This window comes from Fundidesulfovibrio sp. YSD1 (assembly GCF_055397115.1).
On sequence record NZ_AP043666.1, the window covers coordinates 2675669 to 2700516 of the forward strand.

Sequence of the window (24848 nt, forward strand, 5' to 3'; positions counted from 1 at the left end):
GTCACCTCGCCACTGCGGGAAGCGCCGTGCGCATGGTTTCGGGCCAGACCACCTCGCGCTTGCCCTTCTGCCATTGCAGGGTCAGGGGCATCTGGCGCAGCTGCATGCCCGAGGGGGCCACGCCGTAGCGCCCCATGACGGTCAGGGTCTCCAGGCCCGAGAGGGCCTGGCGCAGGCTTTCCTTGTCCAGCGCGCGGGCCCTGGCCACAGCGGCCTCGATCACCTGGCAGGCCGCGTAGGACGCGGCGGCCATGTAGTCCGGGTCCTGGCCGTGGGCGGCCCTGAAGGCGCGCACGAAGCGCGGCCCGTCCGGAAAGGCCTGCGAGGCGCGGATGTCCCAGGGCAGGGCGGTGAAAACCCCCTCCACCTCCCTGGCGGGCAGGGTCAGGAGCGCCCCTGAGGCCAGGCTGGAGGACACGTAGGCCGACCGGCCCTGCAGCCACCCGGCCTTGCCGAGGGCCTTCACGGCGGCCACGGAGGCTCTCTCGCAGCCCCAGACCGCCACGGCGTCGGCCTTGGCGGCCTTGAGCCGCTCGATGGCCGCCGGAAGCTCCGCCGCGGCGAGGGCGAGCTGAAGCGTGGGCTCCACGCCGTAGCGCCTGGCCCACTTCTCCGCGATGGACAGGATTCTCGACGGGTTGGGGTGGTCCACGGCGAGGATGGCCACGCTGGACGCGCCCGAGCGCGACAAGATCTCGAAGAACCCGGCGGGCCAGTCCGCGGCCGGGGAGAACACGCCGAAGGCCAGGCCCCTGGCGTCCTCCCAGAGAGTGTCGGACACGGCCATGGGGAACACGCAGGGCATGCCCGCCTGCTTGAGCACGGGGAGCACGTCCAGGGAGGCGCTGCTGTCGGGCGGGCCGATCAGGAGGTCCGCGCCGCCCGAGGCGAGTTGCCGGTAGGCCTCCACTGTCCGCGCGGGGTCGGAATGGTCGTCCACTGCCTTGAGTTCCACTTGGCGGCCGAGGATGCCGCCGCGGGCGTTGACCTCGTCCACCCAGAGTCGCACGCCCTTTTCGCTGGAGCTTCCCATGCGCGCCGCCTCCCCGCTCAGGCTGAGGGCCATGCCCAGGCGCACGGGGGACGCGCCGTCCCCCGTGCGCGCGCCGGGCAGAAGCAGGAGCGTGAAAACGGCAAGCAAAGCTGAAATGGTGCGCACTGAGTTCATAGCCTTTCCAGGTCTTCCAGTCACAACATAAAGGGAAATGGAAAAAATGAACAGGGGGGGCTGTGTTTTTTTCGCTACGAGGCCTGCGCGTGGGGGTTATTCCGCTGGGAGGAACGTTCCGGGGCGGCTGACGGAGTGGCCTTGGCGGCGCGCGGCCTGGAACGCCGGGGGACGGGGCGGGGCAGTGCGTGGGGGGGCATGGCGAAACGTGCGTGTTGCGTCCGCCCTGCATTGGGGGTTCAGGAGATTCTCTTTGGTGAAGAGGGCATGGAGACGTTACGCACAGGAAAGGAACAGCGGGCGCACACGAAAGGAACGGACACCGCGCGGTTTTTTCAGCGCAGCCACAGGGCTACTCGCGTGGCCAGCCATTCCATGGTCAGCGTGGGGTTCACCTGGCCCACCAGGGCCTCCTGGGCGGATTCGAGCAGGATGTCCAGGCGGCGAAGCCCGCTTAGGCCCAGGCGCTCGCCCAGAAGCGCGGCCAGCGGGGTCTGGGGCCGCCCGGCCAGGATGTCGGTGAGCTCCTTGGAGAGCGCCAGCACGATCTGCTGGGCCGCGTTGCGCGTGAGCTTCGCCTTGGAGGCCGTGAGCCCGAAGAGCCCCTGGCCCGTGCGCCAGAAGCGCTCCATGGCGTCGAGCCATTCCGAGCCGCAGACCTCGTTCTCCGGCAGCGCGCAGGTGGCCTGCCCGGGCGCGGGCCAGGCCAGGGTGAGCACCCAGGAGCGCGAGACCAGCGTTGGCAGAAGCCTCTCGCGCTGCGGGGCCAGGAGCACGAAGCAGTTGCCGGGCCTGGGCTCCTCCATGGATTTCAGCAGGGCGTTGGCCGCCTGGAGGGTCAGGCTCTGGGCCTCGGTGAGCACCACCACGCGGTGGCCGCCGCCGCGCGGGGGCTCGCCCACCTTCTGGCGCACGTCGCGGATGTCGTCCACCTTGATGGACTGCTCGGCCCCGTCCAGGAAGACCAGGTCCATGTGGACCTTGTCCCTGATCTGCACGCAGGGCTCGCAGGTTCCGCACGCGCCCGGGGAGCCGCAGTTGAGGGCCGCCGCGTAATAGAGGGCGGCCGCCTCGCGTTCCGAGGCGGAGCCGCCCTCCAGGACGAGCACTTGCGGCGGGTTCCCGGCCAGTTGGTCCATGCGCCGCCTCGCCAGGTCCTGTCGGGCGGGCAGCCCGAAGAAGGCGGCGTCCACGGATGATCAGTCCCTGTAGATGGTCTGCGCCCTGTCCGGACCCACGGAGATGATGCTCGCGCGCACCCCGGAGAGCTCCTCCACGCGTTCCACGTAGCGCCTCGCGGCCTCGGGCAGCTCGCCGAAGCTGCGGCAGACGCTCACGTCGTCCTTCCACCCGGGCAGGGACTCGTACACCGGCTCCACCAGGCCCAGGGCGCCTTCGCGCTGGGGCGGGTAGAGGATGTCCTGGCCCTCGTAGCGGTAGGCCGTGCAGATTTTTATGGTGTCCAGCCCGCCCAGCACGTCGAGCTTGGTCATGGCCAGGCCGGTGGTGCCGTTCAGGCGCACGGCCTCGCGCAGCACCACCATGTCCATCCAGCCGCAGCGGCGCTTGCGGCCGGTGGTGGCGCCGAACTCCGCGCCCACGCTCTGGAGGTGCTCGCCGTCGGCGCAGCTCAGTTCCGTGGGGAAGGGGCCGGAACCCACGCGGGTGGTGTAGGCCTTGACCACGGAGATCACCTCGCCGACATCGCGCAACGAGCAGCCCGACCCGGCGGCCGCGTTGCCCGCCAGGCAGCTCGAAGAGGTGACGAAGGGGTAGGTGCCGTGGTCGATGTCCAGGTGGGTGCCCTGCGCGCCCTCGAAGAGCACGCCCCCGCCGGAGGATAGGGCCTCCTGGATCATGGCCGGGACGTCCGCCAGGTAGGGGGCCACGCGCCGGGCCAGGGGCAGGAGTTCCGCCAGCACCTTGGAGGCGTCCAGGGGCTCCATGCCGTAGAGGCCCGAGAAGAGGGCGTTCTTTTCGGACAGGGCGTGCTCGATCTTCTCGGCCAGGAGCTTCTCGTCGAGGAAGTCTCCGGCGCGGATGCCCACGCGCGCGGCCTTGTCCTCGTAGCAGGGGCCGATGCCGCGCCCGGTGGTGCCGATCTTGCCGCCGGCCTTGGCGGCCTCGCGGGCCGCGTCGAGCATCTTGTGGTAAGGCATGATCACGTGGGTGCGCAGGCTCACGGCCAGCCTCGCCGGGGACATGTCCACGCCCTTGGAGGACAGCTTGTCCACCTCGGCCAGAAACACCTCCGGGTCGAGCACAACGCCCGCGCCGATCACGCAGCGCTTGCCCCCGTGCAGGATGCCCGAGGGAATCAGGTGCAGCACGGTCTTCTCGCCGCCCACCACCAGGGTGTGGCCAGCGTTGTTGCCGCCGTGGAACCTGACGATGAGCGCGGACCGCTCGGTGAGCAGGTCGACGATCTTGCCTTTGCCCTCGTCGCCCCACTGGGCGCCGTGAACCACCATGCCAGCCATTGATCCTCCAGGGAGCAGCGCTCCGGGGCTTGGCCCCGGACCCGGCCCGGGCAAGGCCCGGGGCCGCCGGAGGGAGAGCGTCCCTCCGGGCCTGCGTCGGTTATTGTCGCCTCGGCCCGGGAGGGCCGGAAGTTAGCACTTTCACAAAAGGCTTTTTTGCGTAAAAAACCCCACCAGCGTTGTCAACGAATTAGGCTGGCCGGGGGGGAGGCAAAACCCGCCCCGGAGCCGATCACGGCCAACCGCCCCGCTTGAGGGCCTCAAAGATATGGAATTCACAGTCTATCTCGCCCCCAAGGGCTTCACCAACGAACTCGTCTACGAGCTGGGCGACGTGGCCGAGGTGGTGGACCGCCTCGTGTTCGCGCCCGGCCCGCCGCGCCCCGTGGCCTGGGCCCAGAACATCTGGCTCGACCCGCAGCGCATCCGCATCGACTCCATCACCGACGGAGCCAACAAGTTGCGCGCCCTGCAGCGCAACTGGGCGCTCTGGTCCACCAAGCACCACCGCCGCGCCCGGCTCATCGAGGCCCAGCTGCCGGCCGTGAAGCCCAAGCCCGTGCACATCGGCACGCCGCCCCCGCGCTCGCCGCTCGGGTCCTGGACGCTCCTGGAGCGCGACCTGATCGTGGCCTCGCCCACCTGCTCGAGCCCCTTCCCCCACGGGGAGGTGCAGTTCGTGGAGAACAGGAAGGACCCGCCCAACCGCGCCTACCTGAAGCTCTGGGAGCTCTTCACGCTCCTGGAGGCCGCGCCCAGCCCGGGCAGCTTCTGCCTGGACATGGGCGCGAGCCCCGGCGGGTGGACCTGGGTGCTGGCGAGCCTGGGCTGCCGCGTGCTGGCCGTGGACAAGGCCCCGCTGGAACCGCGCGTGGAGGCCATGCCCGGCGTGGACTACCGCATGCTCTCGGCCTTCGCCCTGGACCCGCGCGAGGTCGGCCCCGTGGACTGGTTCTTCTGCGACGTGGTCTGCTATCCGGACAGGCTCTGGAGGCTCGTGGACCGCTGGCGCACCTTCGGCAAGGTGCGCAACTTCGTGTGCACGCTGAAGTTCCAGGGAGCGACCGACCATGAGACCGCCGCCAAGTTCTGGGCCTACCCCGGTTCGCGCCTGGTGCACCTGCACAACAACAAGCACGAGCTGACCTGGGTGCTCCTGGACAACGAGGAATTCCCCTCGTTCGCCCCGGAAGCAACCGGGCAGGAGGCCCCTGGGCAGGGCGGGGAAGAGGGCGCGCCGCAGGCCGGGGGCGAGACCCGGGCCGAAGCGCAGGCCGAGGCCGGGACGGCGGACGAGACGGCGCCGCGAGCCGGGGCAAGGGACGAAGCGCGGACGGAGGAAGAGGCGCGGAAGGATCAGCAAGGCCTGGAAGAGGGCAAGGACCCCGGGGCTACTCCGTAGCGGGAGCCTCCGGCTCTTCCTTGGACCTGAAGGAGAGCACCTTGGCCTTGGGCTTGTTCGCGGCCCTGGCGGGCTGAGGCTCGCCGTGGTGGCTGGGCACGGCCTCGATCAGGCTCTTGGGGGGCGTCTCGCCCGGGGCGCGGCCTTCGGACCAGTTCAGGTTGAAGAGCTGGTTCTTGAAGCGCACGGCCTGGATCATGGAGAGGATGAGCACGGCCTCCTCCCACCTCTTGGAGGGCTCGAAGCGTTTCACCTGCTCGGCGTAGCGTTCCCACATGCTGGTCAGGGACGCCTCGTCGTAATTGTTGAGCTGCCGGGCCAGCTTCACCAGAACTTTTTCCACGGTACCTCCGCGCGCATTGCGCGAGGAGCCGCGTACCACGAAAACCCGGCGCGGCCAATGCCCGTTTGCCGCCCGGGGCCGGGCGTGCTATCTGCTGGGTCCCAGCACGAATAAACGGAGCCGATCATGAGCGATCTCAAGAAGATGTACACCACCATCCAGGAGGACCCCTTCCCGGGGGACATGACCATCACCCTGGGCGGCCAGACCCTGAAGTTCGTCAAGCGCACCTGGACCATCGACGGCGAGGCCAAGGGCCTGCGCTACGGCGAGAACCCGGACCAGCCCGCCGCGCTCTACCAGCTGGCCGAGGGCGGCCTGGAACTCGGCGGCGTGGCCTTCAGGGGCCCCAAGCGCGGGCTCGTCTCCGCCATCACCGAGGAGCACCTGATCCAGTCCGGCAAGCACCCGGGCAAGACCAACCTCACCGACGTGGACAACGCGCTCAATATCCTCCAGTACCTTTCGGCCAAGCCCGCGGCCGTGATCCTCAAGCACAACAACCCCTGCGGGGCGGCCTGGACCTCCGAGGGCCTGGCCAAGGCCTTCGAGCGCGCCAACCTCTCCGACCGCATCGCGGCCTTCGGCGGGGCCATCGTGGTCAACCGCACCCTGGACAAGGCCACGGCCGAGCTCATCTCCGCCGGGTACTTCGAGGTGGTGGCCGCGCCCGACTTCGAGCCCGCCGCGCTCGATATCCTCAAGGCCAAGAAGAACCTGCGCATCATCGCCCTGCCGGGCATCGCGCACCTGGCCGAATACGCGGGCGAGCCCTTCCTGGACGTGAAAAGCCTCATGGACGGCGGCGTGGTGGTGCAGTTCTCCTTCCGCAACCGCATCCTTTCGGCGGGCGACTTCCTCCCGGCCAAGACCCAGACCAAGGACGGCGCGGTGTTCACGGCCCGCGCGCCAAGCCCGGCCGAGGCCGACGACCTGCTCTTCGCCTGGGCCGTGGAGGCGGGCGTGACCTCCAACTCGGTGATCTTCGCCCGCGACGGGGCCACCGTGGGCATCGGCACCGGCGAGCAGGACCGCGTGGGCGTGGTCCAGCTGACCATCCGCAAGGCCTACACCAAGTACGCCGACCTCCTGGCCTTCGAGCGCCACAAGCTCTCCATCTACGAGCTCACGGCCAAGGCCGCCCACGACGAAGCCCTGGCCGCCTCCCTGGCCGAGATCGAGGAAACCACCAAGGCTGAGCGGGGCGGGCTGCCCGGCAGCGTGCTGGTCTCCGACGGCTTCTTCCCCTTCCGCGACGGCGTGGACCTGGCCCTGGCCCAGGGCGTGACCGCCATCGCCCAGCCCGGCGGCTCCATCCGCGACTGGGAAGTGATCCAGGCGGTCAACGAGGCCTCGCCCCAGGTGGCCATGGTCTTCACCGGGCAGCGCTCGTTCAAGCATTAGCGTCCAAGGCCCCGGGCGGATCAATGATCCGCCCGGGGCCGGTTCGATCCTGTTTTCACGCGCCGCGCGAGCGGCCATCTTTTTTCGTCGCCGGAGGCGTCCCGAACTTGACCAGACATCCGTCCATGCAAACCATCCCCACCCCCGGCTGCCTCGTGGAATTCCTCCAGGGCAACGAGCCCCATGTGGCCTGGGTGGAGGAAGCCTCGGGCGACAAGCTGCGCCTGTACACCCTGAACAAGCGTGAGACCAAGCTCACGGCCTCGCGCCTGCTGCCCTGGATCGGGCCGCGCTTCGAGGGCAGCTTCAACCGCGAGGCCATGCTCGAGAAACTGCGCGAGCACGCGGCCAGGCGCGAGGACCTGGCCAGGTCCATCGACCCTCTGGAGATCTGGGAGCTGGCCCAGGGCGAGGTCAGCCAGAATTCCGCCGTGTGGTTCGCCGGGCTCGTCTTCGAGGACCCGGACGTGGACCGCGTGGCCGCCATGGGCCGCGCGCTGCTCGCCGTGAAGACGCACTTCAGGTTCCAGCCGCCCAACTTCGAGGTCCACCCCGCCGAGACCGTGGAGAAGCGCCTGGCCGAGCAGGACGCCGCGCGCGAGCGCGAGCTGGTGGTCAACGCGGGCCACGCCTTCTTCCAGGAGCTTTGGGGCGGCTGGGCCTCGGGCAGGCGCAAGGACCCGGCCAAGCTGGCCGCCCAGCTGGACCCGGGGGCCTCGGCCAAGCTTCAGGCCCTTCTGCGCGGGGTCATGGCCGATCCGGACAGCCAGGAGCTGGCCCCGCTCTGGCAGAGCCTGCGCAAGGGCCTGCCCGAGCACCCCGCCCAGGCCCTGATCCTGGCCATGGAGTGGGGCATCGTGGACCGGCACCACAACGTGCTCCTGGACCGGGCCGGGTACGCCCCGGGCGACGCCTGGAGCGAGGCCTTCGCCCGCGAGGCCGGGGCCCTGCGCGAGGCTTTCGAGGCGGCCAGGCAGGCCCCGGACCCCGCGCGCTTCGTGAGCATCGACTCGCCCACCACCAGGGACATCGACGACGCCTTCCACGTGGAGAAGACCCCAACGGGCTGGAAGGTGAGCATGGCCCTGGCCAGGCCCACGCTCTCCTGGGATTTCGAAAGCCCGCTCGGGCGCGCCGTGTCCGAGCGCGCGTCCAGCCTGTACCTGCCCGAGGGGGCCAGCCACATGCTGCCCGAGACGCTCGGCTGCGGGCTCTACAGCCTGGTTGCCGGGGAGGACCGCCCTGCGCTCATCCTCGATTGGGTGCTGGACGAAGCCGGGAACACGGCGGAGTTCACCCCCAGGCTCGGCTGGGTGCGTGTGGCCGGGAACCTGACCTACGCGTTCGTGGAGGAGGCCCTCGCCTCCGGGACCGCCGAACCCGGCGTGGCGGGCGCGGCCGCTCTGGCCGCCGTGCTCAGGCGGGCGCGCGTGGAGCGCGGGGCCGTGGTCATGGACAGGCCCGAGCCCAAGATATCGCTTTCAGGCCCCATGGACTCGGTGAGCGTGGAGATCACCCCCTCGCCGGACCACCCCGAGGCCCAGATGGCCGTGAGCGAGCTCATGATCCTGGCCAACGCCTCGGTGGCTGCCTGGGCCCAGGAGAAGGCCGTGCCGCTTCTGCACCGCACCCAGGACATCTCCATCCCCCACGGCTACGCCGGGATCTGGACCGACCCCGTGGAGATGCACCGCGTGGTCAAGCAGCTGGCCCCGGCCAGCCTGGACGTGCGCCCGGCCAGGCACGCGAGCCTGGCGGCCGACGCGTACAGCCCCATCACCTCGCCGCTTCGGCGCATCTCGGACTTCGTGAACCTGGCCCAGGTGGAGGCCTTCCTGGCCTCGGGCTCCCCGCGCTTTTCGCGCGAGGAGTTGGCGGCCATGCTGCCCGTCCTCTCCGCGCGCCTGGACGCGGTGGGCCAGATCCAGCGCTTCAGGCCCAGATACTGGAAGCTCGCGTTCCTGCGCGAGCACGGCCGCGAGCGGGAGTTCGAGGCCGTGGCCCTGGAGGACTGCGGCCCGTTCGCCAGCCTGATGATGACGGAGATCCAGTTGTTCGTGCGCGCGGGCAGCGACACCCTGGGCGGGCGCGCGCAGCCCGGCCAGCGCTACTGGCTGAAGATCGGCAAGGTGGACCCGCTGACCAACGAGTTCCGGGTCACGGGCGCGCGCGAGGCCGAGGACAAGCCCGACGTGGGCGACCTGTTCGGCCAGGGGGCGTAGGGACCGGCCGGGTTCGCCGCCCGCGCGGAGTCCGCCCACGGGGGCTGGGCGTCCCGCAATGCCGCGCCTTGAGCGCTTGCAATGGCGGCCGGGTGTGCTTCGTTGACCGCGAGGCCACGCTCTGGCAGATTTCGGACACCACGGCGCGGGCAGCGCCCCAGGCAAGACAGCACGCAAGGAGCAGCACGTGATCGCCAAGCTTTTCTGGCTCGCCCTGGCCTACCTGGCCGGTTCCTTCCCCTTCGGCCTTTTCATCGCCCAGGCCGCGCGGGGCATCGACCCGCGCGCCGCCGGCAGCGGCAACATCGGGGCCACCAACGTGGCCAGGCTCTGCGGAACGAAACTCGGCGTCCTCACCCTGGTCTGCGACGCGCTCAAGGGATTCGTGCCCGTGGCCGTGGCCTGGCAGATGTCCGAGGGCGCGTTCTACCCGTCGCTTGCGGCCCTGGCCGCCGTGGGCGGGCACATGTTCCCGGTGTTTCTGAACTTCAAGGGCGGCAAGGGCGTGGCCACTGCCATAGGCGCGTTTTTGGCGCTCTCGCCCTGGGCCACGGTGGTCTCCGGGCTCGCCTGCGCCGGAACCATCGCGCTCACGGGCTTCGTCTCGGCCGGGTCGCTCCTCTTGGCGGCCAGCCTGCCCGTGACGGTGTGGGCGGCCTCCGGGTTCGCGCCCGTGCCGGTCACGGCCGTGGTGGCCGCGCTGATCATCGCCAAGCACAAGGACAACATCCGCCGCCTGAGGGCCGGGGAAGAGAAGCCCTGGAGAAAAAAGTCAGGCGAATAGAGCCGTTGTAATTTTTAACTTGACTCCCCCTGGGGAGGCTCATACATTTCGCGAGTACGCCCCGGAAAACGGAAGACGGTGTGAATCCGTCACAGGCGCGCTGCTGTAACCGGCACGAAAACGGGCGGGGAGCCACTGGGTGAGAACCCGGGAAGGCCTCCGCGCACCACCCGGCCGGAAGTCAGAAGACGTATCCGGGGATGATCGGCCAGGCTCCGCGAACGGGCCATGGTTCCCGCGTTTCGTCCTGGCGGGCTCTCCCGCACCAGGACGCCACCACCCGATCGGGGCGTATTATTTTTCGTATTTGACAAACGCAGCACTGGCGCGCCTTCGCGGCCGCCGTGGATTTGGAAATCCGTAACTAACTGGCATAGCGAAATCTTTTTTGCTTTTGCCAGGCCTTTGCATCTGCTACTTGAACCCGGACCGCCTATGAGCATGGAACCGCAACCTCCCCGCCGCGAAGACCAGGCCCCAAGGGCCAGGGTCAGGGCAGTGACGCCCCTGTCGCTGTGCGACTGGCCCGGCAAGAGCGTCTCCGTGCTCTTCCTGGGGGGGTGCAACCTGCGCTGCCCCACCTGCCACAACGCAACGCTCGCGTTCACCCCTTCGCGCCACCCGGTCCTGGACCCGGGCGCGGTGCTGAAGGCCCTGCGTGCGCGCAAAGCCTGGCTTGACGGCGTGGTGGTCTGCGGGGGCGAGCCCACCCTGGACCCGGGCTTGCCCGGCCTGGTGGAGGAGCTCGCCGCGCTCGGCCTCCCCGTTAAGGTGGACAGCAACGGCATGCGCCCGGACGTGATCGCCCGGGTGCTCGAGCGCTCGCCCGCCACGGTGTTCGCCGTGGACGTGAAGGGCCCCTGGGAGCGCTACCCCGCGCTCACCGGCGGGGCCGTCTCGCCCGCCGAGGCAGCCGGGGCGCTTGCCCAGGTGTTCGCCATGGCGAGCGAACGCCCGCAATCATTTCTTTTCCGCATCACCCTCGTTCCGGGGCTCTCCCCGGAGGACGTGCGCGCCGCCCGGCGTCAGCTGCCGGAGGGTTTCGCACTCAAGGAACAACTCTACGTGCCGCCCCCCGGCGGCAAGGAGACCACGCATGCCCCTGCAGATAGAGAAGCGCGACGGATGTCTGGAGACCTGGTCGCTCGAGCGGATATCCCAGGCAATCCTTAAGGCCCTCAAGGCCAGCGGCATCCAGGACCCCCTTCTCGCCAAGCGCCTCGCCCGGAAGGTGGAGGAGAAGCTGGCCGGAGCGGATGTGCCCAGGCAGGAGCACGTGCAGGACATGGTCGAGCGCGTGCTCATGGAGTCGCGCCTCTACGACGTGGCCAAGCGCTTCATCATCTACCGCGAGAAGAGGCGCGCCCTGCGCGAGCAGAAGGCCGCCTACCTGGACATCTCCGACACCATAGACAACTACCTCTCCAAGGCCGACTGGCGCGTGGCCGAGAACGCCAACATGGCCCACTCCTTCCAGGGGCTCATGCTGCACCTCTCGGGCACGGTGCAGGCCCGCTACGCCCTGGAGAAATATCCCGAGGAAGTCCGCGCCGCCCACGACCACGGCTACTTCCACATCCACGACCTTTCCTTCGGCCTGGCGGGCTACTGCGCGGGCTGGAGCCTGCGCGACCTGCTGCTCGAGGGCTTCAACCTCGAGGGCCGCTCCTCGGCCGGGCCGGCCAGGCACTTCGACTCGGCGCTTGGCCAGATGGTCAACTTCCTGGGCACGCTCCAGAACGAGTGGGCCGGGGCCCAGGCCTTCAACAACGTGGACACCTACCTGGCCCCGTTCATCCGCCACGACAAGCTCACCTACCACCAGGTGCGCCAGGCCGTGCAGAAGTTCGTGTTCAACCTGAACACCACCTCGCGCTGGGGCGGCCAGACCCCGTTCACCAACCTGAGCTTCGACCTCACCCCGCCCAAGCACGTGGCGGGCGAGGCCGTGATCATCGGCGGCAAGCTCCAGGACGCGGTCTACGGCGACTTCCAGGCCGAGATGGACATGTTCAACAAGGCCTTCCTGGAGGTCATGGCCGAGGGCGACTACTTCGGGCAGATCTTCTCCTTCCCCATCCCGACCTACAACGTCACCGAGGACTTCCCCTGGGAGTCGCCCATCGGGTCGAGCCTTTTGGAACTCACGGCCAAGTACGGCGCGCCCTACTTCCAGAACTTCATCAACTCCGACCTCTCCCCCGAGGACGTGCGCTCCATGTGCTGCCGCCTGCAGATGGATCTGCGCGAACTGCGCAACAAGGTGGGCGGGCTCTTCGGCGCGGGCGATTTGACCGGCTCCATCGGCGTGGTCACGCTCAACCTGCCCAAGCTCGCCTATCTGGCCCACGGCGAGGAGGACTTCCTGGATCTGGTGGGCGAGTACGCCGCCCTGGCCAAGGACGCCCTGGAGTTCAAGCGCAAGCTCATCCAGGACAACCTGGACAAGGGCATGTTCCCCTATTCGGGGCGCTACCTGAAGAACGGCTACAAGGGCCACTTCTCCACCATCGGCCTGGTGGGCGGGCACGAGGCCTGCCTGAACATCCTGGGCAAGGGCATCGAGACCGACGCGGGCATCAGGCTCATGACGCGCACGCTGAACCACCTGCGCGAGATCACCAGCCGCTTCCAGGAGGAAACCGGGCACCTCTACAACCTTGAGGCCACCCCGGCCGAGGGCACCAGCTACCGCCTGGCCAAGATCGACAAGAACCTCTATTCGGACATCCAGGCCTCGGGCAACGGCACCCCGTACTACACCAACTCCACCAATCTGCCCGTGGGCCTGTGCGAGGACGTGATCGCCGCGCTCGAGCACCAGAACAAGCTCCAGCCGCTCTACACCGGCGGCACGGTGTTCCACACCTTCCTGGGCGAGGCCGTGGCCGACACCGAAGCGCTCAAGAACTTCATCGTCAAGGCCTTCCGCATGACCAAGATCCCCTACCTCTCCATCACGCCCACCTTCAGCGTGTGCAAGGAGCACGGGTACATGTCCGGCGAGCACTTCGAGTGCCCCACCTGCGGGGAGGAGGCCGAGGTGTTCACGCGCATCGTGGGCTACTACCGCCCGGTGTCGCGCTGGAACAAGGGCAAGAAGGCCGAGTACGCCGACCGCGTGACCTACGTGGGCACGTGCGGGTGCGAGCCCGGGCAGCTCTAGAAAAGGGCTGGATACGCGCTTGAAACGGGGCCGGACGGGATCGTCCGGCCCCGTTTTTTGATTGTGCCGGCGGGTGGTTAGAGCTTGGCCAGCAGGGCGAGCTCGCGTTCGTGCTTCCTGACCCAGGCGTGCAGGTCCTCGAGGATTTCGCGCGCGCCGCGTCTGGGCTCCCAGCCGAAGGCCCGGCGCACCTTGGCCGTGTCCGTGACGTAGATGGCCATGTCCGCCGGGCGGTTCTCGGGCCGGGCCGCGATCTCTGTCGTGTTGCCCGTGATGTCGCGGCAGAGCATGGTGGTCTCGAGAAGCGACAGGCTCACGTCCAGGCCGCCGCCCACGTTGAAGATTCCGCCGTCGGCCGTGGCCCAGTCGCCGAGTTGCAACTCGATCAGGTCGAAGAGGTCGTCCGGGTGCATGAGGTCGCGCACCTGCTTGCCCTTGCCGCCGAAGCCTATGTAGGCGAGCGGTCTGCCGAAGTGGTGGGCCTGCATCCACAGCGAGAACACACCCTGGTCCACCTTGCCGAACTGCCACGGCCCGGCGATCACGCCGCAACGGTTCACCACGCCGCGCAGCCCGTACATGGCCCGGTACTCCTCCAGCACGAACTCCGAGCAGAGCTTGGTGGCCCCGTACATGGACTTGGCCCCGTAGATGTGGAAGTCCTCGGCCACGCCCACGGGGGACCAGCCCCGGGGGCCTTCCTCCACGGACCACACGAAGCGCGTCTCGCCCTCGGCGTGGGGCACGGCGTTCAGGGGATCGTAGGCGTAGACGCGGCTGGTGGAGAGAAACACCACGTCGGCGCGGTGGGCGCGGCACATCTCCAGGCAGTTGATGGTGCCCGTGAGGTTGGTGTTCACCAGGTATTCCGGGCTGCCGCCGAACCCGGCCAGCACCGAGGGCTCGGCCGAGCATTCGAGGAGCAGGTCGATCTTGCGCTCGAAGCGCAGGTCCTCGGGGTTGCGGATGTCGCCGTGGAGGAACTTGATGCCCGCGTCGGCCAGGCGCGGCAGGTTGAACTCAGAGCCCCGGCGCTTGAGGTTGTCGAGGACCAGGATCTCCTGGCCGGGGTAGCGGGCCTTGAAGGCCATGGCCAGGTTTGAGCCCACGAAACCGGCCCCGCCGGTGACAAGGATCGCGCCGTCGTATTTCTTCATCGCCAGAATGCCTCCGTGAGCGGTGCTCGCGGCAGGCGTAACAGAGCGGCGCGCGATTAGGAAGCGATCAGCCGTTGCGCCCGGTCCTGACCATCTGGGCGAGCCCCAGGCTCATCACGCTCATCACGGCCCCGGCCAGGAAGGGGATGCGGTAGTCTATGGTCCACAGCCAGCCGCCCATGGCCGGGATGAACACCGCGGCCACGTGGTTGATGGTGAAGCCCACGGCCGAGGAGGGCGCGATGTCGGGCTTGTCCGCCACCTTCTGCAGGTAGGTGCGGATGCACACCGCGAAGTTGAAGGCCAGGTTGTCCAGGATGAACATGGCCCCGGCCAGGATGTGCGAGTCGGTGTAGGCGTAGACCGTGAAGACCAGCGCGGCCGTGACGTACTCGACGCTCATGAGCGCGCGCTCGCCGAAGCGGTTGATCATGCGCCCGATGATCGGGTTGGCCACCCAGGCCACGAGGTTGTTCACCACGAAGAGCGCGCTCATGGCCATGAGCGAATACTCGAACTTCTTCACCAGCAGAAACGCCGCGAAGACCATGAAGATCTGCCTGCGCGCCCCGGAAAGGAACGTGAGCGCGTAGAAGAGCCAGTAGCGGCTTCTGAGGATCATGCGCTTGTGCTGCGGCGGCAGGGACTTGTCCGACGGGTCCTGGAACACGGCCCACAGGCCCATGAGCGTCACGGCCCCGCCGATGAGCAGGAAGATGTGCTTGTAGTCCATGCGCGTGGCCAGGGCGAACACGGCCGCGCCAACGGCGATGTTGGCCAGGGCCGAGGCCGCGCGCAGCCTGCCGAGCACCACCGGGGCCATCTCCAGGCTGAAGTACTGAAGCGAGAGCGACTGGTTGAGCGTCTCGTAGTAGTGGAAGCCCGTGGACATGATCAGCGTGGAGAACACGATGCCCCAGAAGCTCGGCAGGTAGCCCGTCATGGACACGCCCAGGCCCAGCACCAAAACGGAGAGCGCGGCCGCGCGGTGCTCCGTGAACACCAGGAGCAGGTAGATGACCAGGAGCGAGAGAAACCCCGGGACCTCGCGCACGGACTGCACCAGGCCCATGCCGAAGGCGTCCAGCCCGGCCGCGTCCACGGCGAAGTTGTTGATGAGCGTCACCCAGCCCTGCATGCCCACCTGGGAGGCGATGGTGGCGACGAGGAGGAAGATGTACATGCGGCGTTGCGCTGAGGACATGAAAAAAACCTCCCGGTGCTTTGCGAAGTGGCGGAACATGACAGAAAAACGGGCTTGGGTCGAGAGGGGGCCGAAACGGCCTTCGTGACGGGCGCTAACATTTCGTGCCGGGAAATTGCCGCCCCGCGCCTTTCCTGGTCCTGGGACGTCCTGCAAAGAAGACCAATCGAATCCTCGTAGGTCTGATTCGGCCAGGGCATTGACAACCTCTGAGGTGGTGGATAGCGGATTGCCGATGCTTAAGGCCGCTGATATCCAGGATATCCTCCTTGAATTGTCCACTTCACGGGAAAACCGGCTGGACCCGCAGTTTCCCGAGCCTGCCTTCGACACGCCGCTGGTGGGCTTCTGCTCCGGCGGGGACGAAGCCTGGGAGTGCATCTCCGAGGATATCGGCCCCTTCCATTGGAGGCCGCTCGACGCCTTCCGCCTCGCTTTCCCCGACGAAGACCCCGCCCCCGGGGAGTTGACCGTGATCTCCTGGGTCTTGCCCCAGACCAAGGCCACCAAGGGCGACCACCGCAAGGCCAAGGGCATGCCCTCCAAGCGCTGGAGCCAGGCCCGCCTGCACGGCGAGGGCTTCAACGAGTTCATGCGCGTGGAACTGGTGCGCAGGCTGGCCAAAGCCGGGGTGCGCGCCGTGGCCCCGGCGCTCATGCCCCAGTGGCGCAGGGAGGTGTCGGACCGGCACGGCTACGCCTCCACCTGGTCCGAGCGGCACGCGGCCTTCGCCTGCGGCCTTGGCACGTTCGGGCTTTCCGACGGGCTGATCACCCCGGCGGGCAAGGCCGTGCGCGTGGGCTCGGTGGTGGCGCGCCTGGCGCTTCCCTCCACTCCCAGGCCCTACGGCATGAACCACCGGGCCTACTGCCTGTTTCACACCACGGGCAAGTGCCTGGCCTGCGCCGAGCGCTGCCCGGCCAAGGCCATCTCGCGCCTGGGCCACGACAAGGTGGCCTGCAAGCGCTACATCCGCGAGATCACCTCCCCGCACGTGGAGAGCTCCCAGATGGGCGTGCCCGTGAACAGCTGCGGGCTGTGCCAGGCCGGGGTGCCCTGCGAGTCTCGCATCCCCCCCTCGAAACACAAGGAAGATTGAACCGGCCGGGTTCCCGCCGTGCGCGCCCTTTCCCCCCGAGGTGATGAATTGCCGGGGGGGAATGCGCCAGGGAGCCAGCGAAGCCGCATCAGGATTTTGGGACAGCCGTTCATGCCCATCCTCGACACCACCACCATCGCCCTGATCGGGCTCGTGCTCCACGCGGCGCTGGGCCTGGTGCTCCTGCACACCTACCTGACCCGCAAAACCTATCCGGGGTTCCGCTGCTGGACCCTGGCCCAGCTGTGCTGGGTGGCCGGGTTCACGGGCTTTTTCCTGCGCTCCGGCTACGGCGAGCAGACGCTTCCCGCGGTGCTGGCCAACCCCCTGCTTCTGGCCCACGCCTTGCTGGTGCGCCAGGGGATCGCGCGCTTCCACTCCTACAATCAGGGCGGTCGCTTCGCGAAAATCAACCTGGGCGTGGCCGTCGTGGCCCTGGCCGGGTGCTACTGGTTTTTCTTCGCGTACGACGACCTGAACATGCGCATCGCCTGCCTGAGCCTGGGTATGGCCTTCATCCTGGGGAGCGCGGCCGTGGAGCCCCTCCTCGCCGGGCTCAGGGGCAAGGCGCGCTATTCCGCGCAGCCGCTTCTTTCGGGGGCCCTGCTGTACTCTTCCGCCACGCTGACGGTGCGGGCGGGCGTTGCCGCCACGAGCCCCCCCTACGCGGAGGTCCTCTCGGATGACCCGCTCATGGGGGCGGTGTCGCTCATGACGGTGTTCTGCGCGGTGCTCGTGGTCTACGGCTTCATCGCCCTGACCCAGGAGCGCATGGAGCGCGAGCTCGACCAGGCGCGCGCCAGGCTTGAGGAACTGGCCAACACCGACGAACTCACCGGCCTGGCCAACAGGCGCAAGCTGGTCGAGACCGCGCGCCACGACATGCGCCTCGCGCGGCGCTACGGCCAGCCCCTCTGCCTGATCGTCTTCGACCTGGACCACTTCAAGGCGGTCAACGACACCCACGGACACGCCGTGGGCGACGCGGTGCTCGCGGCCGTGGCCATGCGCTGCCGGGAGGTCATGCGCGACGTGGACACATTCGGGCGCTGGGGAGGGGAGGAGTTCGCGGTGATCATGCCCCAGACCGGCCTGGAGGCCGCCTGCGTCATGGCCGAGAGGCTGCGCGCCGCGTTGCGCGGGTTCTCCCCCGTGGAGGGGGTGAGCGTCTCGGCCAGCTTCGGGGTGGCCGAACTGGGCCGCGAGGATTTCGAGGATCTGGCCTCCAGGGCCGACGCCGCCCTGTACAAGGCCAAGCGCGAAGGCCGCGACAGGGTCTGCCGGGACTGCTGAGCCCGGACTTGGCAAGGCCCCGGCGGGCGGCTATCCTGCCCGGCGCATGAAGAAACCTTCCCCGCAAGCGCTTCCGAGCCCTCCGCGCCCAAGCGGCTTGGCCCGCGCCGTGCTGCCCGACGCGCTCGCCTTCGCGTGCCTGGCGGCCGCGCACCAGGCCTGGGGTTTGGTGAACAGCGTGCAGCAGGGCCGGGACTTCCTGACCTACATGTCCTACTACGCGCAGCTCTTCCTGCCCGAGCCGGTGGACCACCTGCTCATGCTCTACAGGACGCCGGGCGCTCCCCTGTTCTTCGGTTTACTCGACTCGCTGGGCGGGCTGGCCCTGGTGGAGGCCGGGCTTTGCGCGCTCTTCGCCGCGAGCCTGACCGTGCTCGCCCGGGCGGTGCGGCTGCGCTGGGGAACGGCGGTGGCCGTGGCCCTGCTGGCCGTGCTCTGCCTCATTCCGTCCTACAACCTGGTCTGGCGCACGGTGTCCAGCGAGAGCCCCTTCTGCGCGGGGGTGGCCTTTCTCGCTGCGGCCGCCCTGGCCGCCTTCGACAGGCCCACGCCCCGGCGTTGGGCCGGGCTGGGCGCGCTCTGCTTCGTGCTGGCCATGATCCGGCCCTCGGGGCAGCTTTTCGGACTTTTGGGGCTGGGCGCGCTCTTTCTGCCCGGGATCGCCGCAAGGGCGCGGATCAAACTCTGCGGGGCGTTCCTGCTGACGTTCGCGCTTTTGTGCGCCTCCTGGGCCGCGCACAACGGGCTGCGCTACGGCCAGTTCACCGTGGCCAGGGGCGGGGCCGCCATCATCCCGGCCTACCGCCTGTTCATCCTGGAGCGGGCCCTGGACCCACTGAACGGCCCGGCGTCACAGGCCCTGGCCTCGGCCGTGGCCAGGGACCTCCTGCCCCGCAAGGAGTACAGGGAGAAGCAGGTGGACCTGGAGCTGTTCTTTTCCGCCGGGGACAGCTTCATGTTCGCGGACCTGGTCGGCCTGAGCGACAGGGCCTTCGGCTGGGATTCGGGGTATTCGACGCTGCGCTACGCCGCGCTGGAGGCCTTGGCGCGCAATCCCCGGCAGTACCTGGCGGGCGTGCGCGACTCGTTGTGGCTGGTCTTTTCCAGCGACGAGTTCGACATCTTCGGCAAGGTGCGCGAGCGTTGGCCGGAGCCGGAAGCCGCCACGCGCCACAAGGGGATTCTGGGGATGGGCAAGCCCGGGCTGCCGGGCGAGGTGGAAATTCTGGGGAGCTCCAGCGTGTACTGGCTCTCCTCCGGCTCCGGGCGCTTCGCGCCGGACCCTCGCACCGTCCAGGCCGTGCGGGCCGCCGAGCAGGACTATCTGGAGCGCTACCCGGACTTCTTCAGGGCCGTGCGCCCCGGTCCGCTGGCGGCGCAAGCCTGGGCCGCGCTGGCCAAGGCGTCCTCGTGGTTCTTCGTGGCGGGGCTGGCCGGGCTGCTGGCCTTCACCGAGCGCTCGCCGCGCTGCCAGGCAGTGCGCTGGCTCTACGGGACGAGCCTGGCGATGCTCCTGGCCACCTACGCGGGCACGGACACGGTGATCCAGTTCCGCAACCCGTTCGACCCGGTGTTCGTGCTGGCGGCCCTGGCCGGGATCGTCGCGGTCAAGGGGCGGTTTTCCCCGGGCCGCCCGCCGCGCGTTTGAAAAGACCTATTCCCGCGGTCCGTTCAAAAAGCCGGCTGGCAAGGCGCGAGGAAAAGCCAAGCCCGATGCGTATTTCGCATACGTGAGGGTTTGGCTTTTCCGAGGCAACGCAGTCAGCGGGGTTTATTCAACGGGCCGCTAGCAGGCCCCGGCCGCGCCGGCGTCCATCACGTCCTTCTGCACCTCGTGAATTTCTTGAAGAATCCTGGGTACGTCGTAGGTGATCTTCCAGCCGGGGTAGTGCTCCTCGAACTTGGAGAGCCCGGAGATCCACCAGATGTGGTCCCCGATGCGGTTGGTCTCGTCGTACTGGGCGTTCATCTCCCGGCCGGTGATCTCCTGGCACAGGTCGATGGCCTCGGCCATGGAGCAGTTGGAGTAGCGCCCGCCGCCGATGTTGTAGACCTCGGCCACGCGGGGCTTCTCGAAGAAGTGCCACAGTGAGTTCACCAGGTCGAAGGAGTGGATGTTGTCGCGGACCTGCTTTCCCTTGTAGCCGTAGATGAAGTATTTCTTCCCGGTGATGCAGCAGCGCATGAGATACGACAAAAAGCCGTGCAGCATGGTGCCCGAGTGCGCCGGGCCCGTGAGGCAACCGCCCCTGAACACGCCCGTGTTCAGGCCGAAGTAGCGCCCGTATTCCTGCACGAGCACGTCGGCCGCCACCTTGGAGGCCCCGAAGAGGCTGTGCTTGGTCTGGTCGATGGACATGGTCTCGTCGATGCCGCCCTCCCACTTGTGCCCGGGCGCGATTTCGAAGCGCTTCTCCAGCTCCACCAGGGGCAGGTGGTTGGGCGTGTCGCCGTAGACCTTGTTGGTGGAGGTGAAGATGAACACTCCCTCGGGGCAGTGCTTGCGGAAGTTCTCCAGCATCACCAGCGTGCCGTTCGCGTTGACCGAGAAGTCCATGAACGGGTCCGAGGCCGCCCAGTCGTGGGAGGGCTGGGCCGCGCAGTGGATCACGGCCGAGACGGCCTTGCCGTAGCGGGCGTGGATGCGGGAGATGGCCTCGTTGTCGCGGATGTCTGCGTCGTAGTGGGTGTAGTTGGGCAGATCCTGCTCCAGTCGCTGGCGGTTCCACTCGGTGGAGGCGTCCTCGCCGAAAAAGGTCTTGCGCAGGTTGTTGTCGATACCCACGACGTCGAAGCCCTTGCCCGCGAAGAAGCGGACGGTTTCGGAACCGATCAGCCCGGCCGAGCCGGTGACGATGGCGACAGACATGCGGTGCTCCTTGATGCGCGAAATGCGGAAACGCGCGGCAGGGCGGGCTGTTACCGCCGCAGGCGCGCGAAATCAATAAGCAACATCCGTGCCGAACGAGGGCTTTGCCTGCGATCCAGGCCAGAGCAACCGGTGAAGCCCGCGAAGCTATCGCCGGGTCCAGGGGCAGGCACTGCCCTGGCAGGTGCAGGACAGCGTCCTGCCGGGGTGTGCGGGGCGGAGCACCGCCTGGCGATCAAGGATTTGACGCGGGCAGGGCGGCGGCGACGATCTCTTCCAGGGGCGTGTATCCGGCCGTGAAGCGCCGGAGGTGCGAGACGTGCACGGGGCGGCGGTTCAGGCGCATGGCCTCGATCTGCTCCGCGCTGAAGGGCAGCCGGAGGCCGAACGCCGTGGCCGCGCGGGCGACGGCCATGGCCAGGCCCTCGGGCACCGCGACGATAGGGGCCGTGCGCCCGAGCCGGGCCAGCACGGCCTCGGCCAGCTTGCGCTGGCTGACGAACTCCTCGGTCAGGAGGTTCCAGGCCCCGGGGCGGCCCTCGAGGGTCAGCGCGCGAAGGGCCGCCAGGCAGTCGGCCAACCCCACCAGGGCCACCTGATCCCTGCCTCCGGCGATGAGCGGCACCACGGCCGCCGTGGCCAGGGTCGCGCACATGCGCCCGAAAAGCCCGCCCGGCCCGGCCACGAGCCCGGGGCGCGCCACGGCGTGCCCGGCCTCCAGGAAGGCGGCCTCCAGGGCGAACTTGCCCCGGCCGTATTCGCCCACGGCGTCCTCGCGCGCGGAGTGCGAGCTCACGAATACCTGCCGGGCCACTCCGGCCTCGGCCGCGGCCGCGAGGGCGGCCAGCGTGCCCTGCACGTTGCGCTCCATGGAACCGGGGCGCAGGTCCCAGGCGCAGTGCACCACCGCGCCCGCGCCCTCGAACATCCCGGGCTCCACCGGGTCGCCGAGGCTCAGCGGAAGCGCCCGCCCGGCTTCGTCCGCGCGGGGCCTGGAGGAGGAGCCCGCCACGAGCGCGCCCGCGCCTTCCAGGTCGCGCGCCAGGGCCTGGCCCAAAAAGCCGGTGACGCCGGTTATGAAGACCTTCACGCGCGCCCCGCGACGATGTCCCCGGCGATGCGCAGGGCGTTGGCCATGACCGTGAAGGTCAGGTTCTTGGCGGGCAGGGAGCTGAAGCAGGCGCCGTCCACCACGTAGACCTTGTCCGACCCCTCCAGGCGGCCCCAGCGGTCGGTCTCGTAGCGGCCGGGGTTGCGGCGCATGGGCAGAAGCCCGGCGTAGTGGATGCCCTGGCCCATGGCCGGGTACATGCACAGGGCCTGGTGGCCGTAAAAGCCTATCTTGCGGAAGGCCTTGATCACGGCCTTCTCGGCCGGCCCCTTGGGCTGGGGCGCGAAGGAGATGTCCAGGCTGCCCTCGGGGGTCAGGCGCAGGAAGCTGTCCGGGTCCTGCCTGCCGGGGTAGAAGAGCATGAACACGCCGATGGCCGGGGCGAGATAGCGCGCGGCGGCCAGGTTCGCGCCCACGGTCAGGGGGAAATCGAAGAGCATGTCCGTGCGCAGGGGGCCGCCCGTGCCGTAGAAGGTGCCCTGCACGAGCCTGTCCGCGCCTTCGTACACGATGCAGGCCTGGCCGAGGTTCGACTCCCTCGGCTCGAAGCGCGCGCCAACCAGCGGCAGGTGGAAGAGCGGCACGCAGGCCATGGGGTTGTCCAGAAGCGGCAGGCGAGTGGAGGTGTCGCCCCGGCTGGCCAGCACCAGCTTGGCCGAGTTGAGCGCGCCCGCGGCCAGGATCAGGCGGCGGGCGAGAAAGCGCATGGGCTCGCCCGAGTCCGCGCCCCTGGCCAGGACCTCCACGTGGTCCCCGTGCTCGACGAAGCGCTCCACCAGCACGCCGGGCCGGTAGTCCAGCTCGCCCTTTTCGGCCAGTTCTCGCACGGTGAACGCGGGCGAGTAGACCGCCTCCAGGTGCGGCTTGAAGAATTCGAGGTTCTCGTAGTCGTAGCGCCGCCTGCCCCGGTGGTCCACGGAGGCCACGGCCAGCCTGGGCCGCCCGATGGCCAGGCCCTGGGCGCGGAAGTGCTCGCGGTGGCGGGCGTAGCCGCCGAAGAGCCGGGTGGCGATGCGCGAGAGCTCAAGCGGCGGCAAAAGCCCCTGGGCCGGGCCGAACCAGGGGTCCAGGTCGTCGGAGGTTCCGGAGATGCCCACGTGCTCGGTGAGCTCGGCGTAGTGCGGGGCCAGTTCGTCCGCCGTGAGCGGGAAGCCTTCCAGGTCCGCGTCGTTGAAGCGGAACACGCCCGCGCCCCAGGCGTTGGCCAGCCCGCCCTGGGCGAAGCTCATCACGCCCTCGAAGTTGCGGGCCTCGCTCACGGGGGAGAGCCGCTCGCTGTCCTTGATGATGTATTGAAGCCCCGGGGACTTGAGCTTCAGGCTGATCTTGCGCTTGTGCAGGTTGTGCAGGCTCTCGAAGTTCTCGCCCACCAGGCAGCCGAAGAGGTCCTGGGAGCGCCTGCGCACCTCGAAGATGTTCCCGTCCAGGCCGGGCACGGGCTCCGGCGGATAGCCCACGTCGAGCATGACCGGCTTTTCCTGCGCCCGGGCGAGCCCCAGCGCGGCCGAGGCCCCTGCCGCGCCGCTGCCTATGATGATCGTCTCAACCAAGCCGGTGTCGTGCGACAAGGACAAACCCCTTGGCGGCCTTGAAGGCGGCCGTGGCCAGCGCGCCGGCCAGGCGCAGGATCGCCGCCGGGCGGGGCTCGCCGGTGTTGAAGAAATGGCCCAGGTAGTCCTTGCGGACCTCGCAGAGGTAGAAGAGCGCCTGGATCTTCTTGGTCAGGAGCCTTTTCCCGCGCAGGCGCAGGGCGAACTCCACGGCCTCGGGGTCGAGCCTGAGGCGGACCACCTCGGCCACGGCGCGCTCCTCGCGCGGGTCGGCGCCCGAGAGGCAGGCCCGGCAGGCCGCGGCGTAGCGTGCGGCCACCTCGGGGGGCGGGTCGCCGCCGAAAAAGGCCCGGTGCAGGTGGGCTGCCTCGCGCCTGAGCGCGTCGTCGTCCAGGGTCTGGGGCATCAGGTCCTCTCGCGGATGGCCATGGGGCGGTTCATCGGCCTTATTTTTCGAGGACAGGCTTCCGGAGGAAGATGAAGTCCCGCTGGATTATGAAGTTGAAGATGTAAAGGGTCACTTCGGCTATGGGTTTCGCCAGGAGCGTGTTGATGCCGAAGTATTGCGTCATGAAGCTGATCAGCCCGTAGGAGACGAAGCCCATGAACGTGAGGAGGGAGAAATACAGCGACAACGTTATGACGAACTTCCTGTCGGACTTGAAGACGAACTTGTAGTTCATCATGCAGTTGACCACTCCCGCTACGAAGCGCGCCATGAATTGGCTGAGGAGCAGCTCGTTGAACAGCATGAACGTGATCAGGAAGATGATGTAGTCGATGACCGAGGAGAGCGTGGAGGACAGCGTGAAACGGATGAAGACCAGGTAGATGCGCAGCGAATCCAGGAAGGGATTGAAGTGCGAGGTGGGGTTGCCGTCCTCGTAGATGGTTTCGATGGGCACCTCGCGGATGTCCACCTGGTTCATCTTGCATTCGATGAGCATGTCCAACTCGAAGTCGTAGCCCCGGGCGCTCACCAGCATGAGCCTCGGCAGAAGGTTCTGGGGGATGCCCCGCAGGCCCGACTGCGTGTCCGTGAGGTTCTTGCCCACCAGGAGCTTGAACACCTGGCGCGTGAGCGTGTTGCCGAAGCGGCTGCGCAGGGGCACCTCGCCCGAGAAGGCTCGCGCCCCGATGAAGAGCGTGTCCGGCCGGGCCGCCAGGGCCCGGACCAGGTTCATGGCGTCCGGGATGCGGTGCTGGCCGTCCGCGTCCATGGTCACCACGCCCAGGGCGTCCGGGTGCTCGACCAGGACGTGGTTGAAGGCCGTCTTCAGGGCCGCGCCCTTGCCCAGGTTCACGCCGTGCGTGAGCACCGTGATCTTGGGCGAGATCGCCGCGACATCCTTGAACACCGAGGCCCTGGAGACGTGGCTGCCGTCGTTGACCACCACGATGGCCCGCACGGGCTGGTCCGCCAGTTCCCGGACGATGTCGGCGAGGCGCGGCAGCGGATTGTACGCGGGAATGACGACCACAATGTTTTCAGGATGCACCCAGGCGACCTCCGGGAGGGGATGATGGCTTCGCTGTGCGGGCGGACGCCCGCCTGGGCCGGAATGCCGCAGGGCATGTTTCCGGCAACAGCATGAC

20 protein-coding genes and 1 riboswitch are annotated in these 24848 nt (G+C 68.5%); of the genes, 9 read left to right on the forward strand and 11 right to left on the reverse strand.

Annotation, left to right across the window (positions count from 1 at the left end):
• Position 1 precedes the first annotated feature (1 nt).
• The 3 genes from ACZ5V4_RS12565 to ACZ5V4_RS12575 form a co-directional block, all read right to left on the reverse strand.
• A complete protein-coding gene (locus ACZ5V4_RS12565) occupies positions 2-1168 on the reverse strand; it encodes an ABC transporter substrate-binding protein (RefSeq protein WP_464315201.1) in 1167 nt (388 codons plus the stop codon).
• Between the two features lie 335 nt (positions 1169-1503).
• Positions 1504-2361 carry a DNA polymerase III subunit delta' gene (locus tag ACZ5V4_RS12570; protein ID WP_464315202.1) on the reverse strand — a complete coding sequence of 286 codons (858 nt, stop codon included), beginning with the start codon at positions 2359-2361 and terminating at the stop codon, positions 1504-1506.
• A 6-nt stretch (positions 2362-2367) separates the two neighbouring features.
• Positions 2368-3648, reverse strand: a complete 1281-nt coding sequence (locus ACZ5V4_RS12575; RefSeq protein ID WP_464315203.1) for an adenylosuccinate synthase — start codon at positions 3646-3648, stop codon at positions 2368-2370.
• Between the two features lie 268 nt (positions 3649-3916).
• Between ACZ5V4_RS12575 and ACZ5V4_RS12580 the strand changes: the two genes are divergently transcribed.
• A complete protein-coding gene (locus ACZ5V4_RS12580; RefSeq protein ID WP_464315204.1) occupies positions 3917-5050 on the forward strand; it encodes an SAM-dependent methyltransferase in 1134 nt (377 codons plus the stop codon).
• Here the strand turns inward: ACZ5V4_RS12580 and ACZ5V4_RS12585 are convergent.
• Complete coding sequence (locus tag ACZ5V4_RS12585) at positions 5040-5393, reverse strand: hypothetical protein (RefSeq protein ID WP_464315205.1); 354 nt, start codon at positions 5391-5393, stop codon at positions 5040-5042. The genes ACZ5V4_RS12580 and ACZ5V4_RS12585 overlap by 11 nt on opposite strands.
• 126 nt (positions 5394-5519) lie before the next feature.
• On the opposite strand from ACZ5V4_RS12585, the gene ACZ5V4_RS12590 reads away from it, so the two are divergent.
• The 5 genes from ACZ5V4_RS12590 (at position 5520) to ACZ5V4_RS12610 (ending at position 12969) form a co-directional block, all read left to right on the forward strand.
• On the forward strand, positions 5520-6797 hold the full coding sequence (locus tag ACZ5V4_RS12590) for an IMP cyclohydrolase (RefSeq protein ID WP_464315206.1): 1278 nt from the start codon (positions 5520-5522) through the stop codon (positions 6795-6797).
• 107 nt (positions 6798-6904) lie between these two features.
• The gene (locus tag ACZ5V4_RS12595) at positions 6905-9019 is read left to right on the forward strand and encodes a ribonuclease catalytic domain-containing protein (protein ID WP_464315207.1); all 2115 of its coding nucleotides are present in this window, start codon (positions 6905-6907) and stop codon (positions 9017-9019) included.
• Between the two features lie 187 nt (positions 9020-9206).
• On the forward strand, positions 9207-9803 hold the full coding sequence (gene plsY, locus ACZ5V4_RS12600) for a glycerol-3-phosphate 1-O-acyltransferase PlsY (RefSeq protein WP_464315208.1): 597 nt from the start codon (positions 9207-9209) through the stop codon (positions 9801-9803).
• Positions 9804-9816: 13 nt separating this feature from the next.
• Positions 9817-10015, forward strand: a riboswitch (cobalamin riboswitch).
• Between the two features lie 229 nt (positions 10016-10244).
• On the forward strand, positions 10245-10976 hold the full coding sequence (locus ACZ5V4_RS12605; protein ID WP_464315209.1) for a radical SAM protein: 732 nt from the start codon (positions 10245-10247) through the stop codon (positions 10974-10976).
• The gene (locus ACZ5V4_RS12610; protein ID WP_464315210.1) at positions 10900-12969 is read left to right on the forward strand and encodes a ribonucleoside triphosphate reductase; all 2070 of its coding nucleotides are present in this window, start codon (positions 10900-10902) and stop codon (positions 12967-12969) included. Before ACZ5V4_RS12605 ends, ACZ5V4_RS12610 begins: the two co-directional genes overlap by 77 nt.
• 77 nt (positions 12970-13046) lie before the next feature.
• Here ACZ5V4_RS12610 and ACZ5V4_RS12615 read toward each other — a convergent pair whose 3' ends face one another.
• Together ACZ5V4_RS12615 and ACZ5V4_RS12620 are read right to left on the reverse strand one after the other, a co-directional pair.
• Positions 13047-14126 carry an NAD-dependent epimerase/dehydratase family protein gene (locus tag ACZ5V4_RS12615; RefSeq protein ID WP_464315211.1) on the reverse strand — a complete coding sequence of 360 codons (1080 nt, stop codon included), beginning with the start codon at positions 14124-14126 and terminating at the stop codon, positions 13047-13049.
• A 67-nt stretch (positions 14127-14193) separates the two neighbouring features.
• A complete protein-coding gene (locus ACZ5V4_RS12620) occupies positions 14194-15330 on the reverse strand; it encodes an MFS transporter (RefSeq protein ID WP_464315212.1) in 1137 nt (378 codons plus the stop codon).
• A 274-nt stretch (positions 15331-15604) separates the two neighbouring features.
• Here ACZ5V4_RS12620 and ACZ5V4_RS12625 point away from each other — a divergent pair, with 274 nt between their 5' ends.
• From ACZ5V4_RS12625 to ACZ5V4_RS12635, 3 genes are all read left to right on the forward strand, one after another.
• The gene (locus tag ACZ5V4_RS12625) at positions 15605-16429 is read left to right on the forward strand and encodes a 4Fe-4S ferredoxin (protein ID WP_464315213.1); all 825 of its coding nucleotides are present in this window, start codon (positions 15605-15607) and stop codon (positions 16427-16429) included.
• Positions 16430-16540: 111 nt separating this feature from the next.
• Positions 16541-17722 (forward strand): GGDEF domain-containing protein, encoded by a 1182-nt coding sequence (locus ACZ5V4_RS12630; protein ID WP_464315214.1) that lies wholly within the window; start codon positions 16541-16543, stop codon positions 17720-17722.
• A 97-nt stretch (positions 17723-17819) separates the two neighbouring features.
• On the forward strand, positions 17820-19370 hold the full coding sequence (locus ACZ5V4_RS12635; RefSeq protein WP_464315215.1) for a hypothetical protein: 1551 nt from the start codon (positions 17820-17822) through the stop codon (positions 19368-19370).
• A 138-nt stretch (positions 19371-19508) separates the two neighbouring features.
• Here ACZ5V4_RS12635 and ACZ5V4_RS12640 read toward each other — a convergent pair whose 3' ends face one another.
• The 5 genes from ACZ5V4_RS12640 to ACZ5V4_RS12660 form a co-directional block, all read right to left on the reverse strand.
• Positions 19509-20591 (reverse strand): NAD-dependent epimerase/dehydratase family protein, encoded by a 1083-nt coding sequence (locus tag ACZ5V4_RS12640; RefSeq protein ID WP_464315216.1) that lies wholly within the window; start codon positions 20589-20591, stop codon positions 19509-19511.
• A 235-nt stretch (positions 20592-20826) separates the two neighbouring features.
• Positions 20827-21681, reverse strand: coding sequence for an NAD-dependent epimerase/dehydratase family protein (locus tag ACZ5V4_RS12645; protein WP_464315217.1), 855 nt, complete (start codon positions 21679-21681; stop codon positions 20827-20829).
• A complete protein-coding gene (locus ACZ5V4_RS12650) occupies positions 21678-23252 on the reverse strand; it encodes a GMC oxidoreductase (RefSeq protein ID WP_464315218.1) in 1575 nt (524 codons plus the stop codon). Before ACZ5V4_RS12650 ends, ACZ5V4_RS12645 begins: the two co-directional genes overlap by 4 nt.
• Positions 23245-23658 (reverse strand): hypothetical protein, encoded by a 414-nt coding sequence (locus tag ACZ5V4_RS12655; protein ID WP_464315219.1) that lies wholly within the window; start codon positions 23656-23658, stop codon positions 23245-23247. Before ACZ5V4_RS12655 ends, ACZ5V4_RS12650 begins: the two co-directional genes overlap by 8 nt.
• A gap of 40 nt (positions 23659-23698) precedes the next feature.
• Positions 23699-24751, reverse strand: a complete 1053-nt coding sequence (locus ACZ5V4_RS12660) for a glycosyltransferase (protein ID WP_464315220.1) — start codon at positions 24749-24751, stop codon at positions 23699-23701.
• Positions 24752-24848: the final 97 nt, after the last annotated feature.